General features: G+C 46.7%; 11 protein-coding genes and 1 pseudogene. 6 read left to right on the forward strand and 6 right to left on the reverse strand.

Going from position 1 to position 16,470, the window contains the following annotated elements:
• Nucleotides 1-2: 2 nt before the first annotated feature.
• The 6 genes from RH89_RS03850 to RH89_RS03875 form a co-directional block, all read right to left on the reverse strand.
• The gene (locus RH89_RS03850) at nt 3-2,306 is read right to left on the reverse strand and encodes a patatin-like phospholipase family protein (RefSeq protein WP_004399203.1); all 2,304 of its coding nucleotides are present in this window, start codon (nt 2,304-2,306) and stop codon (nt 3-5) included.
• A gap of 39 nt (nt 2,307-2,345) precedes the next feature.
• Nucleotides 2,346-3,947: a Dyp-type peroxidase gene (locus RH89_RS03855; RefSeq protein ID WP_004399204.1), complete on the reverse strand. Its 1,602-nt coding sequence runs from the start codon at nt 3,945-3,947 to the stop codon at nt 2,346-2,348.
• Nucleotides 3,947-4,636, reverse strand: coding sequence for a hypothetical protein (locus RH89_RS03860; protein ID WP_004399205.1), 690 nt, complete (start codon nt 4,634-4,636; stop codon nt 3,947-3,949). The genes RH89_RS03855 and RH89_RS03860 overlap by 1 nt, the downstream gene beginning before the upstream one ends.
• Nucleotides 4,637-4,651: 15 nt before the next feature.
• On the reverse strand, nt 4,652-5,308 hold the full coding sequence (locus RH89_RS03865; RefSeq protein ID WP_004399206.1) for a hypothetical protein: 657 nt from the start codon (nt 5,306-5,308) through the stop codon (nt 4,652-4,654).
• A gap of 107 nt (nt 5,309-5,415) precedes the next feature.
• Nucleotides 5,416-6,675: a cytochrome P450 gene (locus tag RH89_RS03870; RefSeq protein ID WP_004399207.1), complete on the reverse strand. Its 1,260-nt coding sequence runs from the start codon at nt 6,673-6,675 to the stop codon at nt 5,416-5,418.
• Nucleotides 6,676-6,957: 282 nt separating this feature from the next.
• Complete coding sequence (locus RH89_RS03875) at nt 6,958-7,845, reverse strand: LysR substrate-binding domain-containing protein (RefSeq protein ID WP_004399208.1); 888 nt, start codon at nt 7,843-7,845, stop codon at nt 6,958-6,960.
• A 138-nt stretch (nt 7,846-7,983) separates the two neighbouring features.
• On the opposite strand from RH89_RS03875, the pseudogene RH89_RS03880 reads away from it, so the two are divergent.
• The 6 genes and pseudogenes from RH89_RS03880 (at nt 7,984) to RH89_RS03905 (ending at nt 16,274) form a co-directional block, all read left to right on the forward strand.
• Nucleotides 7,984-9,328 (forward strand): annotated as a pseudogene (locus tag RH89_RS03880) (aspartate aminotransferase family protein).
• Nucleotides 9,316-10,134 carry a beta-keto acid cleavage family enzyme gene (locus tag RH89_RS03885; protein ID WP_004399210.1) on the forward strand — a complete coding sequence of 273 codons (819 nt, stop codon included), beginning with the start codon at nt 9,316-9,318 and terminating at the stop codon, nt 10,132-10,134. The pseudogene RH89_RS03880 and the gene RH89_RS03885 overlap by 13 nt, the downstream one beginning before the upstream one ends.
• Nucleotides 10,135-10,305: 171 nt before the next feature.
• The gene (locus RH89_RS03890) at nt 10,306-11,250 is read left to right on the forward strand and encodes a TAXI family TRAP transporter solute-binding subunit (protein ID WP_045961621.1); all 945 of its coding nucleotides are present in this window, start codon (nt 10,306-10,308) and stop codon (nt 11,248-11,250) included.
• A 149-nt stretch (nt 11,251-11,399) separates the two neighbouring features.
• Nucleotides 11,400-12,416: a substrate-binding domain-containing protein gene (locus tag RH89_RS03895; protein WP_004399212.1), complete on the forward strand. Its 1,017-nt coding sequence runs from the start codon at nt 11,400-11,402 to the stop codon at nt 12,414-12,416.
• Entirely contained in the window at nt 12,413-15,091 is a 2,679-nt protein-coding gene (locus RH89_RS03900) for an ATP-binding protein (RefSeq protein ID WP_004399213.1), read from the forward strand. Before RH89_RS03895 ends, RH89_RS03900 begins: the two co-directional genes overlap by 4 nt.
• Complete coding sequence (locus RH89_RS03905) at nt 15,078-16,274, forward strand: hybrid sensor histidine kinase/response regulator (RefSeq protein WP_004399214.1); 1,197 nt, start codon at nt 15,078-15,080, stop codon at nt 16,272-16,274. Before RH89_RS03900 ends, RH89_RS03905 begins: the two co-directional genes overlap by 14 nt.
• Nucleotides 16,275-16,470: the final 196 nt, after the last annotated feature.

The following is a 16,470-nucleotide window of genomic DNA, read 5'->3' on the forward strand; positions in this document are numbered from 1 at the left end:
GTTTATGCGCTTCGCCTTCCAGAGAACGAATCTTGTTGTACTTGTGTTGATGACTCAGATGTAAATAACACCTGACTGGCAACTTCATAACCAAGTGCCCGGTAAGCTTCAAACTGAGCTTCATCAAAGAATTGATCGCCGGAAGACTGGTTAGGAAATTCTGGGTTTTTCGATTGGTAATTAGCGATATAGCGATAATGGTCGAAGTAGCCACGGTAGTGAGCCGACTCATCATCCTTAAACTGAATCATGGTGGACTTGATATAGAGGATCTGACCCTTGCGACCGTTTTGGTAGTCGATCTCCCCTACGGCGTAGACGGTTTCTTTAGCTCGAATTTTGTCTAACCCAGATATGGAAATTTTTATTCCAAAGTCGGTTTGCACCATACGAATGGCGTCCATAAGACCGGAAAATGAAAAACTGGGGTCGGTTTCAGCATCTGAAACAATTATCAGTCTGCACTCGCGTCTCACCAGCTCATAGAGCCCGAGGTTTTCAAAATGCCCACCATCGGACAGATTGATATATGGGTGATTGGTATCAACCTTTCCTAACAGTTCGCGAAGGAAGTAACTGGGTCCGACCCGATTGGTCTGCAAAATCTTTTTCCAAAAGGGAAGCGGATTCTGGGATGCCGCCTGACGGACTTTACTTGGGTGTTTAACCCAGAAGTCGTAGCGAATATTGAGCATAGCCAGAAGGAACGTAAGTGCTTTGACCGTGTTTCTTCCCATGTTTGGCGCAACAGCGGCTCCAGATATTGCGGTTGCTGTCCCCAGATTTATGCTTGGTTGAGTAGCTTCTAAGTCTTCGGTTTTACAGTAACCTGTCTGATTGCTGCCGCTATAGCATTTGGTAAAGACAAAGTTATCTCCGTGGCGATCCTTCCTGTAAGCATCATTGGTTTGTTCAGTATTGACCGTGCAGTTAATGATGGAGAAAGGTGTGAAATCGCTGTCGAGCTCCGATAACTTGATATTGTCTGTCTGTTCGACTGGCGCGTGGGGGGAAGGTCCACTTTTTCTGAAGATGTATGCTTTGCTTAAACGGTCTCGGTAAAAGCGGTTGACCGCTGTGAAGTTGGCGCTCCCAGTGAAATGGTTGAGCAACAGTAACACCGCACACAATACCATCACACCTTGATAGCTAGTGTGACCAGAGAGCAAATCACTGCCAACATCTAACACGACCAGCCAGCATGCGAATACAGCCGAGAGACCAATGATTCCTACAACGAGTTGGTTGCTGACCTTACGAAGGTTAGAGACGATTTTGGCAAGGACAAGGCTGCACAGAGCAGCAATAACAACACCACTTAACCCCATCTGCTGAAGCGATATACTCCATGTCACTACACTCTGGTAGGCGCTGAGTGCCAGTGGCTGAGTCTCAATCACGGCTGAGCCAAAAACAGCGGCAACATTGATAGCAATGGCATAAGTAATGGTGTTTCTCCAATGCCATGACTGGTTTTCAGCTGGCAAAGCTTCACTGAATCGTGTGGTGATTGAGGACACGATATAGTTGATAACCAGGGCAAATATCAGTGCTTTGGTTATCGAATAAAGTGTTCCTACTCCCAATTGACCAAGCCAGGAAGAATAGCTGCTGTAAATCCCAAGCGGAGAAGCGACTAACATCGCGGTTAACATGGCAAACATCAACAGATAGGGCAAAACGACCAGAGCGTTCAGAACAATCCCGCGCAAAAATATCGCGGGTACGCGAATCGTATCCAGTCCGCCGTTGGGTGCCATATAATTGGAGTTATTTCGAAGGTGGCGAAATTCACTGGGTTCGACGTCTCCTTGCCGATGAGTAAACAGCTGGCTGACCGCTTCCTCTTTTTTGTCGGCGTTCTGAGAGTCAGACGAAGCGCCCGACATGGTGCTGGCTAATGCTGCACCCATGTAGCCACCACCAGATACGGTAGATAAATAGTCGACACAATTGAGCAAGCCACTTTTCTTTAACCCTTGAATTACTCCTAGGTTAAATGTCGCAGAGCGAATCCCACCACCAGAAAAACACAAACCAACCAAGCCAGGGTGAAGAACGTTAGAGTCTTCCTGCCACCTTGCTTCCTGCTCTGGTGCTTTCAGATTATTCAACACGTGGTTCAGAGGAGCAGAGCGCTGCTCGCAAGGAGTCAGCGTCTGCTCAAAATCGGGCAGCGAACGGGGGGAACGCTCGGTTGCCCGACCATCTCTGTTTATTACCTTACGCTGCAAGACGTGTTTCAATTCTTCCGGTAGTACAACCTGGTGAAGGTAATGGTTATGCTTTGTTCTCTGGTCAGCCATCTGACGTCCTTGTCATCATTTGCACATTTTCAGCAGCGCTTAAGTTGGATCGACAATGCCATCAGCAATCATTCGAAGTGCTGTAAGGCTTGGAATAAAGAAATAGTCACCACCCCGAGTCTCAACAAACCGAGGGATATGAGAGCAGAAGAAAGGTTTCTTCCCGGTATTTTCGTCGCCCTGTATCAACATGGTTCCGTCTGCCGAGACACCGAGTTTGTCAGACATATTGCCGATAATCGGGTCTTTCTCGTTAGAAAGTTTGAAGTCGTTGCCGTAGTTCATCCACTGTTGCTGCACAAACTCAAACTGACGCTCGATGTCTGCATTAAGTGCCATGAAGATGATGCCGTGATTACCAGAATCGGTAGCAGTGGTTTCTTGCTTGCCGTATGGAAGCCCTCTGCGCAGAATACGCCTGCGGTTGACCAATGCTCCCGGTGTATTGAATGCACCTTTCACTCCGAATTCCAGTGAGCCTCTTGGATTTGCCCTACGAACGTGCGCGCCCATCGGGCAGCCAGAACCTTTAAGATCATCCTCGTAGTTGTAAGCCGTTAACTGTCGCTTCAAATCGTTGTATTTCTGAATATTCTCTGGTGTCGGGTTATCTTTCCGGTTTTGCTTTGCTTCCTTATAAGCGCGTCCGAATTCCTCGGCTTGTTTCTCTGTAGGGAACGAAGTAACGGGCGCTCCGTTTTTCCATCGACCCACAAATTTGGCAGACAATGCTTCTTTACCGCCTTCAAAATCTTTACCGACTTCTTCGCAGTATTGATGAAATGAAGCCACGTTCTGGTGGAGTTTTCTGTACACCATAAAAGTACCATTTTTGCCCAGCATGGGGGGCATCGGAGCTTTGGGGTATTCGAAAGCTTCATCTCGGTGACCAAGAATGAACTCTCCTGTTTCTAGTGGCTCCCAGCCTTCCATTGTTGCGGGGTCTTTACCCGTTGGTTTTCCTGCACCCAGGACTCTTTCTGGCGGTGCGCCAGTTCCTTTGAAGAAAGGATCGCTGATGCCATCGACATAGCCAAAGTGTTCTTTTGGCGTAGGATCGCCATTTTCAATCAATGCCGCAGCGTCCTGATAAGGGAGTAACTGACCGTCGTCAGCCCGATGCCCTGTTAGCAGGGCGACGCCAGCGTCACAAATCTCAATTAGCCGCAGCAATTCTTTGTAACGGATTTCCACGTCTTCTGGCGTCTGACCGTTGATGGACATCCAGATATGTACTTTTTGCGGATCTTCCCATACAGGATCCCAGTGCTCTGGACTGCTGGTTAAGTCATCACCCAAAATGTCTTTTCGCGCAGGCATGCCCATGGCGAAAGCCTGAGGAAATGTCTGAAGTGACTTCTGTGGCACACCCAATGCTTTTAAACCTGCGAACGTGAAACCGATATTGGTCGTCGCCAACGGCTTTTTAACTGGCTCATGATTGGGCGCGGTGTGACCCCATGGCACAGATGACGTAATGCGATCAGTCAGTTGCCTCAGAAATCGCCTGGCGTCAGATTCTTTACGTACGGTGAGGAAAAGGTAACGCGCATATGGATAGCCGTATCGACCATAGCCTTTGACGATGTTTCCCTGAATATCATGCAGATCGAGCTTTGTAGGTGTTGAGTCTTGAGACATTATTCGATCTCCAGTGATGGTGTCGTTTCGTTGCTTGTACTTGGCTGGGTATAGATGTGCACGGTGTCTGCGACTTCTTCCAGACTGCTTGCGCCTGCACTCCAGCTAGGGGATGAGAGATTGTCGATGTCGATAGCACGAACAAACTGATGAAATGCTTGTTGCAGCTCTTCCGCGCTCTTGCCTTGATTGGCGTAGACAAAGCGCGAAAACTCCTGTTTGAGATAGAGGCTTTTTAACTGAGCTTTAAGAGACAGATCGTTTGAGCCATTAAAGAAGAGCTGGTTGTCTATCTGACATTTCTTAATGTATTCGACAAATTTTTCAGCGCTATCGACCTGATCAAACGCAACACAATGTTGCCAGATGGCTTTTACATCCGCTTCTGCACAGCGCCACATATCATGTAGATAGGAATCCAAATCGCCATAGAAGTTAGTACTGAATACCAGATACTGGGATTGCAAATGTTCTTCACGAGCAGGGTAACCCTGATAAAACACGTCTGCCAGTACATAGAATCGGGCGAGGTATGTATTGGGTACTTTTGCCATCGGGCTAAACCGATTCAAAGGGAGTGAGTTCAGATGATCTCTTAATAGCGCTCCGTAAGACGTATCGTTTTTGCAGCCGTTAATGATCGGGCTTAACACCGTCAGACCGTAGGCATTGCCGCTTTTATTTGCCATTAAACTTTCCTCCCGTCAGCTGGCTTGTGCCAGACGTTTTTCTACCGCGTCTGCCGACAGGCTGACAATCGGGGCTGGTGCCATCATGCCAATGTGATCTTGCAGATCGAGCGTGAGTGCTTCATATCGCTTCTTAAAGTCATCAGCAGTTTCATTGGCAGGTGTGCTTTTAATGAAATCAGACAGAGAATCACGAACCTGCTGACCGGACTTCACATCATTAGAGGCTGCCATTGGGTAAGCGCTGTAGTAGTGATTGGTCCAGACCTGGTTGTAGGTGATGTAGTCATGAAAAGGTTGCAGAGGTACAGAGCCCGGGTATTTCACATTCTTGTACCAGAACAGATTCAGCCCTGAAGGTATCGAGCTGTGGAATGAGTCCACATATTGTGCCCAGCTCCCATTAAAGTTACTGAAGAAAAACATGTAGCTGTACTTGATGGTCTCTTTGGGCTGATCTTCCGACAGGCGCGGGAATTCACTCGGTTTTACGATTGCCCAACGCGCGTAATGAATCAGGGAAAGGGTGCGGAGACCGTCCAGAGAAGCGCCAACCAGACTCATCGCGTTTGAGTTGACTGCCCAGAATATAAATTTATTGAGCCAGCGCCAGTACCATTTAATTGGCGTGACCACGTTCATCGCATACGCCTTTCCTGCAATATTTGACATGCTTTGTTCCTGTAATGTGTTTTTGTCCAGATAGAAGGTAGCTTAATCGTTCAGTTTGACACTGCTGCGCTGCCCGTTTCGATATGCAGAACGGGAGTTGAGTATCATTATGCGACCTTTGATGGTTCTGCTTCCTTGCTTTCTTGTTTCGTCTTAACAGCGGGACGGGTCATAATCTCATGGGTAACCGTGAGGCTAATGGGGTAGGGCTGGCGATAAGTCACCTGACCTTCCTTGCCTGCCGCTCGCTGAACGTGTTCACACTTCAATATGGCTTTAAGAATGTTAGGTATCTGAATCAGGTTGATGTACTGACCGAAGCAGGTGTGCATTCCATAGCCAAAATGCATGTAAATATGCCTTGGTCTGTCGAGCTTAAAGGATTTGGGTGAACTCACATCCCGACCATCCATCATGGCAGACTGAGTAGCGACGAATACCTGACTTCCTTTTTTGATTTTTTTAGCGCGCCAAGTCCCTTTGGCAATGGTGTAATCACAGTTAGCGGTTCTAAGCAGCCCCGCTCCGAACGGAGTAAACCTGAGTGTTTCAAGCACAAACTGCTGCAAGGTATGCATATCGTCCAGATGTGCTGCGCGTTGTGCCTGTTTGTACAGTTCGGGTCTGTCTAACAGATAGTCCAATACCTGTATGACGCATTTTGATGTGGTTGGCACAAGCCCGATGATAATACCAATCAGGTTATTTCGGATATCGATGTCCGTCATCCCGGGCGTACCGGATTCCTGAAGCTTCAGGCACCTGCCAAGAACATCGTCTTTTTCATGTTGTTGTTTTCGCTGTTTGATCAGTTCATTGATGTGAGCTCTAAGCCCTGCGGCATCGCGAATGGCGGCGTCCTCAACTTCTTTAGGACAATCCGGATAGAAGAGGTATTGAAAAAGGTTACAGGTCCAGTCAAACAGGGTCTTAGGCTCTAAGCCAGATACGCCAAGGTATTCTGCTGTGAACTGACTCGGTACAACACTGGTGAGCTCCGAAACCAATTCAATGCGCCCAGAACTTTTTTCCATAATGACGCGAGCCATTTTCTCGGTCATCGGGTTAACGATTTTCTCCAAATCGTCTCTTCTTGCCACCAGCCGCATGTTGGATACGTCTCGGGTGTAATCAGGAATATCATCCATACCGAGGAAGAAGTTTTTTCCATCGGTAATAATTCGCATTTTTTCGGCATAAGTAACGCCCAGCTCGTTTGGCCGTGAAAGGGCTTCCTGAACGTCTTTGAAGCGGGTGATCACCGCATTGTTTTTATAAATGACATTCGGTTGAATGAATCTGAGGATGGAAAATACCAAGGGGACATTATTCGATGCCCACTCTTTAAGCCGCGTTGTTATGCTCATAATCTCTGCCAATAGACGTAGTTGCCGTGTAAACGGTGAAAGTCTTCGCTTCATCCGACTTACACTGGTTTTTATAATGTGTTTTAAATAACCCACTCATTTACGGTGAGTCTTAAATTAACTATATCGGCGTGTAATGCGGTAAAGAGAAATTATTTACATACTTGGATCATTGGAAACAATGACTGTAATTGATATGAAACTAAATGGTACGCGATGTTGATCTTTACATAAAAAATGAACATTCAGGCATAAAAATTCGCTGGATGATTTTTATTTCACTCAGATGTGAGCTATGAGTGAATGAATCCACCGAACAAATGCTGCAACATTTGGCTCGCTGAGTTTGTAGCTGGGGCATATCAGATAGTAGCCATACGGGCTCTCAAAATTCAGACCAAGCGGATTTACCAACCTTCCAGCCTCCAATTCTTTTTTCACTATAAATTCAGGCAGTAATGCGACTCCACAGCCTCTTTGTAGCAGGGGAATCGACATGTAAAAGTGCTCGTACGCGACGGGGTAGTAATTCGGGGTGAATTCAATTTGATATTGCCTGAACATCAGTTCCCAAAGTTGTGGACGGGTCGATTGAGGTAAAAGCGGCTGACGAAAAACGTCCTCTACTGATCTTAGATTTTTCAGCGAAGGGTGAGCGACCAAGATGAGCTTTTCTCTAAATAGCCATTCCGAATGCTCATAATGCTTGGCAATGGGTAAGCATCGGATTGACATGTCTGCATCGTTTCCTCCTTTAGGCAAGCGACCATCTCCAGTATTTACAGACAGCCGAACAGATGGGTTATCAGTCAGGAAATCATGAATCTCTGGCAAAAGCCAAAGGTTGGCGACAGAGGGAGAGATGTTCAAATGCAGGGTACTGGTATCTGACTGCGACTGCTGAATTTCGGCACTGGCAGCCTGAATGGCTTCGAGACCGGGGACTACTTTAGTCAGGTACAAATTACCAGCCTCGGTAAGCTGCAAACCGTTTCCATTGCGGATGAAAAGTGCCTGTCCAAGTTGAGATTCTAAAGATTGAATTTGCTTGCTGATTGCCCCCTGAGTGATGTGAAGCTGCTTTGCGGCTTCAGAAAAGCTCAGGCAACGCGCCGCAACAATAAAGGCTTGTAGCGATCGGCTGGAGGGTAAGTGTTTAGTCAGTTCCATTGACGATTTCTCTTCTTTTTACCCAAATCCATATCGGAGGGTATTCCATATGCTCATACCTCTGAGAATAATTCGCTTGTTGATAAAATACAAAACGATATCTTGGTTACATATTAACCGCCCAAGAGGACGAGTGTTATGACTCAGCTTATCCATCGCCACTGTCACCATCAGCCGCCTGTCGCGCAGCGAGGCGAAGGCGTTTACCTTTTCGACCAGACGGGTAAACGTTACTTCGACGCCTGCGGAGGTGCAGCGGTCTCTAATTTAGGTCATAACAACCCAGTTATTAAACAGGCAATTTCTCAGCAGCTTGACTCGTTGCCTTTTGTTCACAGTGGTTTTTTCACCACTGAAGTGGCGGAAAAACTCGCCGAGAAGCTGGTCCAACTGAGCCCTGAACCTCTTAATCATGTGTATCTGGTTAGTGGAGGATCGGAGGCGGTAGAGTCCGCTCTTAAGCTGGCTCGCCAATATTTCCTTGAGCAAGGAAAACAGAGCAAATCCCAGTTTATTGCCCGCAGGCAAAGCTATCACGGCAACACATTGGGGGCATTGTCGGTTGGTGGAAACGAATGGAGACGTGCTCCTTTCAGACCCTTACTTAAGGCTACCCATCACATCTCGCCTTGTTACCCTTATCGAGATAAAAAAACGGACGAAACCGAATTTGAGTATGGTCAGCGAGTTGCCAACGAGCTGGAACAGACTCTGCTGGACGTTGGTGCTGATAACGTGATGGCTTTTGTGGCTGAAACCGTCGTGGGAGCCACCGCAGGTTCGCTTTCTCCGGTCGAAGGTTATTTCAAACGAATTCGGGAAATCTGCGACAAATACGATGTGCTGCTGATTTTAGATGAAGTGATGTGTGGCGTTGGAAGAACAGGCAGTTTTTACGCATTCGAACAAGAGGGCATTGTGCCGGATATGGTGACCATTGCTAAAGGGCTTGGGGGAGGTTACCAGCCGATTGGTGCGACTGTAGTGAGTTCGAAAATATATCAAACGATTGCACTGGGAACGGGGTACTTTCAGCACGGTCACACCTTTAACGGGCACCCCATGTCTTGTGCCTCTGCATTGGCAACCGTTACAGAGATCGTTGATGGTCATTACCTCAAGCGGGTAAATTCATTGAGTGAAAAGCTGTTCAAAGAGTTGAGGACCCGATTTGACCATCATCCTAACGTTGGAGATATCCGCGGGCGGGGGCTGTTTATGGGTCTTGAACTGGTGGAAGAAAAAGCCACAAAGACTCCTTTTTCGCCGTCTAGCCAGCTAGAGAAAAAAGTCAAAGCAACAGCGATGGAACAAGGGTTGATGTGTTACCCAATGAAAGGAACCATAGACGGAAAAAATGGGACACCACATATTGCTCGCGCCTCACTTTATCATGACGGATGAGCAGGTATTTGAGCTGGTAGATAGGTTGGAGGCAACGTTAGAAGCTCTCTTTGCTGAGGAAGTGGTATGCCAGCCATAATTGTTGCTCCGAATGGTGCCAGAAAACAGAAGAAAGACCACTTAGCATTACCCGTTTCTATTGATGAAATTGTTCAGGATGTTAAAGCCTGTCAGGCTGCCGGAGCTGCAATGGCGCACGTTCACGCCAGAGCTTCTGACGGGCAACATACCTTGGGTATTCGGGAAAATGCTGCTTTGCTGGAAGAGCTGTTAGCAGAAGCCGGCAAAGATATTCTGATTCAACTAACAACAGAAGCTGTAGGGCAATACACTCCCTATGAACAGATGATGCTGATAGAAAAAGTTCGTCCTCCTGCGGTTTCTTGTGCAGTCAAAGAGCTCATTCCTGATAGCAAAACCGAGCCAACCGCCAGAGACTTTTTCCACCTTGTGAACAGCCAGAACATTCTGGTGCAGTGGATTGTCTATGACCCAAATGATCTTGCCCGTTATTTCCGGCTTCTTGAAAGCGGCGTCATCCCTGCAACCAATCAACATTTGCTACTGGTGTTGGGGCGATATTCGAAAGGCTTACAATCCCACCCTAAAGATTTACTCCCGCTCCTGACTCCTGAACTGATGAGTTCAGGTATTCGTTGGGGGGCTTGTGCGTTTGGCCTAATGGAACAGCAATGCCTTTTGTCTGCTATGTTATTGGGTGGGGACGCTAGGGTCGGATTTGAAAATAACCATTTTTTACCAAATGGAGAAATGTCTCCGGGGAACGAATACCAGGTGACTCAACTTGTTCGTCAGGCAAAGGCGCTTAACCTTAGCGTGATACCTTCTGAACAGTTTGAGTCAAAATTGAGAAGTAGCGAATAACTTCATGTTTTAAGATGAAAATTTCGCATCCTCATATAGAGTGTGGTATTTGTTAAAGTTGTAAAACTGACGTAAACGGAACTATGTTTCCAGAGACAAGACGCATGTGTGTTGCATGCAAATCAACAGAAGGAAAGGGATATGACGTTCTTTAAAACGGCTTGTGTTGTGATGGGGCTGAGTGGCGCATTAGGTATGGCGGCATCTGCTAACGCTGCAGACGACTTCGTAACTATCGGTACGGGTGGTGTTACTGGTGTTTATTACCCAACTGGAGGTGCTATTTGCCGTCTGGTAAACAAAGGGCGTAAAGATCATGGCATCCGCTGTTCTGTAGAGAGTACGGGTGGTTCGGTGTACAACATCAACACAATTCGTGCTGGTGAACTGGACTTAGGTATCGCTCAGTCAGACTGGCAATACCATGCATACAACGGTTCAAGCAAATTTGAAGACAAAGGACCATTTAAAGATCTTCGTGCTGTGTTCTCTGTTCACCCAGAACCGTTTACCGTGGTTGCTCGTGCAGACAGTGGTATCAAAAAGTTTGAAGACCTGAAAGGCAAGCGTGTCAACATTGGTAACCCAGGCTCTGGTCAGCGTGGAACCATGGAAGTGCTGATGGGCGAACTTGGCTGGACAATGAAAGACTTTAAACTGGCTTCAGAGCTGAAAGCGTCTGAGCAGTCTAAAGCACTGTGTGACAACAAAATTGATGCGATGATCTACACCGTTGGTCACCCAAGTGGTGCAATCAAAGAAGCGACAACTTCTTGTGACAGTGTGATTGTAGAAGTAAGTGGCGCAGCTGTAGACAAGCTAATTCAAGACAACAGCTTCTACCGTGTAGCAACTATCCCAGGCGGTATGTACCGTGGTAACGACCAGGATGTGACTACGTTTGGTGTGGGTGCGACGTTCGTAAGCTCGACTGCTGTGAAAGACAAAGTGGTGTACGAAATCGTAAAATCAGTGTTTGAAAACTTTGACACATTTAAGCGTCTTCACCCGGCTTTCAACAACCTGAAGAAAGAAGAAATGGCGAAAGACGGTCTTTCCGCACCACTTCATGCGGGTGCAGAAAAATACTACAAAGAAGCGGGTATTATTAAATAACCTCGATTCGTAATATCAATTTCAAAGCCCACCTGAACAAGGTGGGCTTTTTCTTTAATAGCTCATTGATTCAATCTATTGACCTGTTCCACAAAAGTTAAAAGGACTGTCTATACTCAATAAAAAGTGTGATTGAGATGGAACTTCCTATGCTTACTTCAACCTTGAGGCGAGTCATTGTGCGCCTTTTTGTAGCCCCGGTTTTGCTGGTTTTGTGTCTGGTACCCAGTGCAATAGCCGAGAAAACCGAAAAGAGAACGTACTACTTCGTAGGTGCGTTTTTAGCTCATCCTTACGTGCGTGATATCAAACTTGGTTTCAAGTACGCCAGCCAGAAACTCAACGTCAATATTGCCACTCTAGGACCACAAGGTCCGGATTGGGATGCTCAATATAAAGCGATGGAAACCGCCATTGCAGCAAACCCAGATGGCATCATCGTGCCCTTGTGGGTCGACAAAGTGGTACCGCTCATCGTAGAGGCTCGTAAGAAAGGGATAAAGGTCATTGCGATAGAAGCAGCGCCCGATGATCACAATGCGAATACCTACATCGGTTTAGACAATTATCAGGCAGGTCTGCTCACCGCCAAAGAGCTGCTTCGCATCGGTGGGAACAAAGGCAAGCTTGGGCTGGTATTAAACCAAGCCAGTAACACAGCATTGAAACGTCAGGGTGTTATAGATGGGCTGAAAGGAAGCGAGTGGGAAATCGTCGCCGAGGTAGATGACAAAACCAACACGGATCAGGCAAGTCAGGTCACCATGCAATTGCTGCGGGACAACCCCGAAATTACGGGGCTGATTGGTCTGAACTCCAGTTCTGGTGTAGGAATCGGAAACGCCATCGGGCAGTTAGGTTTGATGGACAAAGAGTTGGCGATTGTCGTCCATGATCGTGAAGATACCGTGCTTGAATTTATCGAAAGCGGGGTCATCGATTCCACCATTGTCGCGAAAACAGCAATGATGAGTTATCTCTCCGTTTCTTTGCTGGAGGATTATCACAGCCGGGTGGAGAACGATATTCCGGTCGCCAGTGATATTGCAACCATAGGGATTACTCTATTACCCGAAGTGGTTAACATCGGTGCAGTTGTCGTAAACCAAGAAAACGTGACTCATTTTTTACGCAAGAATCTGGTAAGTAGCTGGAAGGCTAAATGACGTTTAAGACCAAACTCTTTGTATTCACTCCATTGCTCGTGGCGCTGACGATAGTCTTGTCTATTGTCGCATCCAATGTTCTGATGCGTAGCGAGATTAACCGGCAGAATGAGGCGCGTCTTCACAATGCCACTAGCTCGCTTCAACGTCGCATACTGGACGATTTTCCTCATATACACCGCCAATATGAAGCATTTCGCAACAGCGGTTCCACTCAGTTTTTAATGGGGGTGGAAAGAGGAAGCGTATTCACGGCTGAAGACTTTTTAGGAGTTTTGACCTTTTATCCAGATGTTCGGGAGTATTTACTGGAGTTTGCCCGTCTCTATGACATCACCAGCTATGCCATTTATTTGCCAGCAGACCCAAATTCCAAAGCCCCTGTATTTGATGAAGGCGTAAATTATCTTTATGCCCAATACAATGCCGAGCTAGATGGCATCATTCTTAATGAAAGTACCCTGATAAGCTGGGATGCAAGAAACTTTTTGCGCAAGAAAGAGATCACGCCAGTCCTCAACTTTCCGAAAAAGTTTGTCGGTTCAGCGGGAACAGAACTCGCCACCTTATCTGACGGCAGTATCGGTATCAGTTACAGCTTTGAACTCGACAACGGTGGAATCCTGGTTCTTCAGAGAAGCTGGGATTTCGATTTGGCGATTCAGGAAGTCGACCTCGGTGTAGAGATAACGCTATACGATGAAGACCGCCAGCGAATTGATGGCTCTAAGCTGTTCCGGGTGCTCACTGACGAAGTGCCAGTCGGAACGCCAAAGAAGTTAATGGAACTTCAGGATGTGGATGGTCAGATACACACTGGGCTGGCGTCCACCATTCGGGATAAAGGTGTCATTCTTGGCTATCTGGTGACATCGATTTCTCAACAGGTGATTGAAGACGCAACTAAGCGGGTCGCGGTTCTGCTCATTTTATCTGGTCTGGTTCTTGTCTTACTCGCCGTAGCCATTGCCATTCTGATGGCGCGCTCCTTCATTGAACCCATTTCGCAGCTCATTAAAGATTTCAGCGCCATTGCGAACGGCAACATCAATCATAAGATTAATATCAGCCGTCGTGATGAGTTTGGTGAGCTGGCGCGAAACTTCTACTTCATGCAAAGCGCAATCAAAGACAACATTACCGAACTGAACTTGAAGATTCAGGAACGGGATGTGGCAGAACGGAAAGTTCGCAAACTGAATGAAGAGCTGGAAGATCGCGTTATGCAGCGAACAGAGGAGCTTCGACATGCCGTGGGTGAAATGGAAAAAGCCAAAGAAGGTGCAGAGAAAGCCAATCAGGCGAAGTCGGAGTTTCTGGCGAACATGTCTCACGAAATTCGCACGCCCATGAATGCGATTCTCGGTTTTTCTGAAATTCTCCATTCAGAAGAGGCCAATCCGAAAAAACTCAACTTTATCAATAAAATAAGAACGTCCGGTAAGGCGCTACTTCACCTGATCAATGACGTGTTGGATCTATCGAAAGTAGAAGCGGGCAAACTGGAATTCCACATGGCGGCGACTTCGGTTCCCAAAATGTTCGAAGAACTGCACGACATGTTTGAACATAAGGCAACCAGCAGCAACCTGGCACTGATTTATGAAATAGAAAAAGGGATGCCAGAAAGCCTGTTGCTGGATGAAAACCGTTTGCGTCAGGTATTCATTAACCTTATCGGTAATGCCGTAAAATTCACCGAGCAGGGGTACGTTAAGGTGACATCCCGCGCCATACCTGTCGATAACGATTTCCGACTCGAATTCGATGTAGAAGATACGGGTATCGGTATTAGAGAAGATCAGATAGGTAAGATCTTCGGCTCCTTCGAGCAGGCAGAAGCCACTGAAAGCCGCTTTGGAGGCACAGGACTTGGACTTGCCATCAGCAGACAGATTATTGAACTGATGGGCGGTCAAATCAGCGTGAAGAGTGAGTTTGGAGTGGGAACCACCTTTAGCGTTACGCTTCCTATTGTTAAGAGCGCTCAGGAGGTTGAACAGGATTCAGGTGAACACAGCCCGAACCAGAAAGTGGCGTTTGAACCTGCGAAAATCCTGATTGCCGATGATGTCGATTACAACCAGGAAATTCTGGCGCAATTCCTGTCGGACTCTCCGTTTTCTCTCGATTACGCAGACGATGGATTACAGGTATTAGAGCGGGTAGAAAGGTTTGTTCCCGACCTCATTCTGATGGACATCAAAATGCCCAACATGGATGGGCGTGAAGCATCTGAAAAGCTCAAGAATGATCCCCGCTTCAAAGATATTCCTATCATTGCTGTAACTGCATCGGCTTTGTCGGATTCACTGGACACTTATATCCAGCACTGTGAGGGCTACATAACAAAACCCGTAGATAAAGATAGCCTGACGGAGGAGCTTAAGAAATTCCTTGCCTATACTAGAGTTAATGGAGTTGCTAATAGTGCAGTTGCATTACAGTCACAACCTGCTGAAGTAGAAGGGGAAATTCGAGTACCAGGTGGGGAAATCCTAACTAAAATCCGTGCATTAGCGGTAGACGGCTACATCGATGATATTCAAGAGCTGATGCAACCCCTTTCAACCGATTTTCCAGAATTTACCGAGCGTGTCGTCAAGTTTGCACATGAATTCGACGATCAGAAAATAATCGACATGGTGGATGATTACGTCAATGAGCAACCATGAAATCTCTATTCTTATCGTGGATGACAGCCCTTCTAACCTCGGGGTCGCGTCCGGATTTCTTCGTGAGCTAGGATACAAAATCGCGACGGCAAACAACGGTAAAACCGCATTGAGTCGCGTAGAAAGAATTAAGCCCTCTCTTATTCTTCTGGATGTAAATATGCCGGAGATGAATGGCTTTGAGGTTTGCCAAATTCTGAACGGAAACCCAGAGTATGTGGATATTCCTATCATTTTCCTCACTGCACTGACGGATCAGGATGCGAAAGAAAAGGCATTTTCCTCCGGCGCTGTGGATTACATTAGCAAGCCCTTCCAGAAGAAAGAGTTGATTGCTCGGGTGCAAAACCACTTGAGCATCAGTCAGTCCAAGCGCGAGCTGGAACGTCTGGTTCAGGAAAAGTCAGATGCTCTGGACCAGCTTCGCAACACTCAAAATATGCTGGTGGAATCTGAGAAGATGGCGTCGCTCGCGAAACTTGTGTCTGGCGTCGCTCATGAAATGAATACGCCAATAGGTAATTGCATCAGTACGTTTTCTGCGATTCGTGACACGGTCGCGACATTAGAAAATAGCATTGAGAGTGGGGCGCTTTCCAAAAACAATATGATTTCTACCCTAGAGTCGATTCGTGACTTCACCACCATAGGTCTCAACAACACGTCTAAACAGACCCGTTTAATTGATTCTTTTCGAGAGCTGGATGCAGCAGGCGCAGAAACCAAGGTTCAGCCTGTGAATGTCGGTCGCTTCCTCTCGGAGGGGATAGAATCGGTTTCCACCACACAGAGTATCGAAACTAAGTTCAATATCGAGTGCGATCCGACACTCACCGTAAAGCTCAATACCTGGATTGTTCATGACGTTTTGCAAAAGCTTGTTTTGAATACGTACCATCACGGGTTTTCTGGCAGTAATTCAGGGCAGGTATGGTTAAAAGTAAGGCATCAAAATGGCGAATTAGAGGTGGAATACTCGGATGACGGGAAAGGTGTTTCTGCAGAAGTTGAACACACACTTTTTGAGCCTTTTATCACAACTGAACGTGGTCAGGGATTTGTCGGGCTCGGATTACACGTCGCCTATATTTTAGTTACTCAATATCTCAAAGGTCGAATTGAGCTGATAAATTCGCCGGACGGAGCTCGGTTTAACTTCTGTTTTCCTTGTGAAATTTCTTAACTTCGCACACGAAATTTAAACAAAAAGTTCACTTTGTATACAAGAATTGTGCTCAATTTAAAGATGCAAACGATTAACTATTGTTCGAATTGAATATGTTCTTCATCACAGTCGTGAATCATGTCAAGAATCTGTAAAAAAACGAGCGATAATTACACTGCTCGTGAGGGATAGGTGCTAACTTTTACTACTTTGA

It is taken from the genome of Vibrio nigripulchritudo ATCC 27043, assembly GCF_000222685.1.
In the GTDB taxonomy this organism is placed as follows: domain Bacteria; phylum Pseudomonadota; class Gammaproteobacteria; order Enterobacterales; family Vibrionaceae; genus Vibrio; species Vibrio nigripulchritudo.

What these genes read in the sequence shown, in the direction of transcription:
- RH89_RS03850 (WP_004399203.1), bottom strand. Translation starts at nt 2,306, where the DNA reads ATGGCTGACCAGAGAACAAAGCATAACCATTACCTTCACCAGGTTGTA.
- RH89_RS03855 (WP_004399204.1), bottom strand. Translation starts at nt 3,947, where the DNA reads ATGTCTCAAGACTCAACACCTACAAAGCTCGATCTGCATGATATTCAG.
- RH89_RS03860 (WP_004399205.1), bottom strand. Translation starts at nt 4,636, where the DNA reads ATGGCAAATAAAAGCGGCAATGCCTACGGTCTGACGGTGTTAAGCCCG.
- RH89_RS03865 (WP_004399206.1), bottom strand. Translation starts at nt 5,308, where the DNA reads ATGTCAAATATTGCAGGAAAGGCGTATGCGATGAACGTGGTCACGCCA.
- RH89_RS03870 (WP_004399207.1), bottom strand. Translation starts at nt 6,675, where the DNA reads ATGAGCATAACAACGCGGCTTAAAGAGTGGGCATCGAATAATGTCCCC.
- RH89_RS03875 (WP_004399208.1), bottom strand. Translation starts at nt 7,845, where the DNA reads ATGGAACTGACTAAACACTTACCCTCCAGCCGATCGCTACAAGCCTTT.
- RH89_RS03885 (WP_004399210.1), top strand. Translation starts at nt 9,316, where the DNA reads ATGCCAGCCATAATTGTTGCTCCGAATGGTGCCAGAAAACAGAAGAAA.
- RH89_RS03890 (WP_045961621.1), top strand. Translation starts at nt 10,306, where the DNA reads ATGGGGCTGAGTGGCGCATTAGGTATGGCGGCATCTGCTAACGCTGCA.
- RH89_RS03895 (WP_004399212.1), top strand. Translation starts at nt 11,400, where the DNA reads ATGCTTACTTCAACCTTGAGGCGAGTCATTGTGCGCCTTTTTGTAGCC.
- RH89_RS03900 (WP_004399213.1), top strand. Translation starts at nt 12,413, where the DNA reads ATGACGTTTAAGACCAAACTCTTTGTATTCACTCCATTGCTCGTGGCG.
- RH89_RS03905 (WP_004399214.1), top strand. Translation starts at nt 15,078, where the DNA reads ATGAGCAACCATGAAATCTCTATTCTTATCGTGGATGACAGCCCTTCT.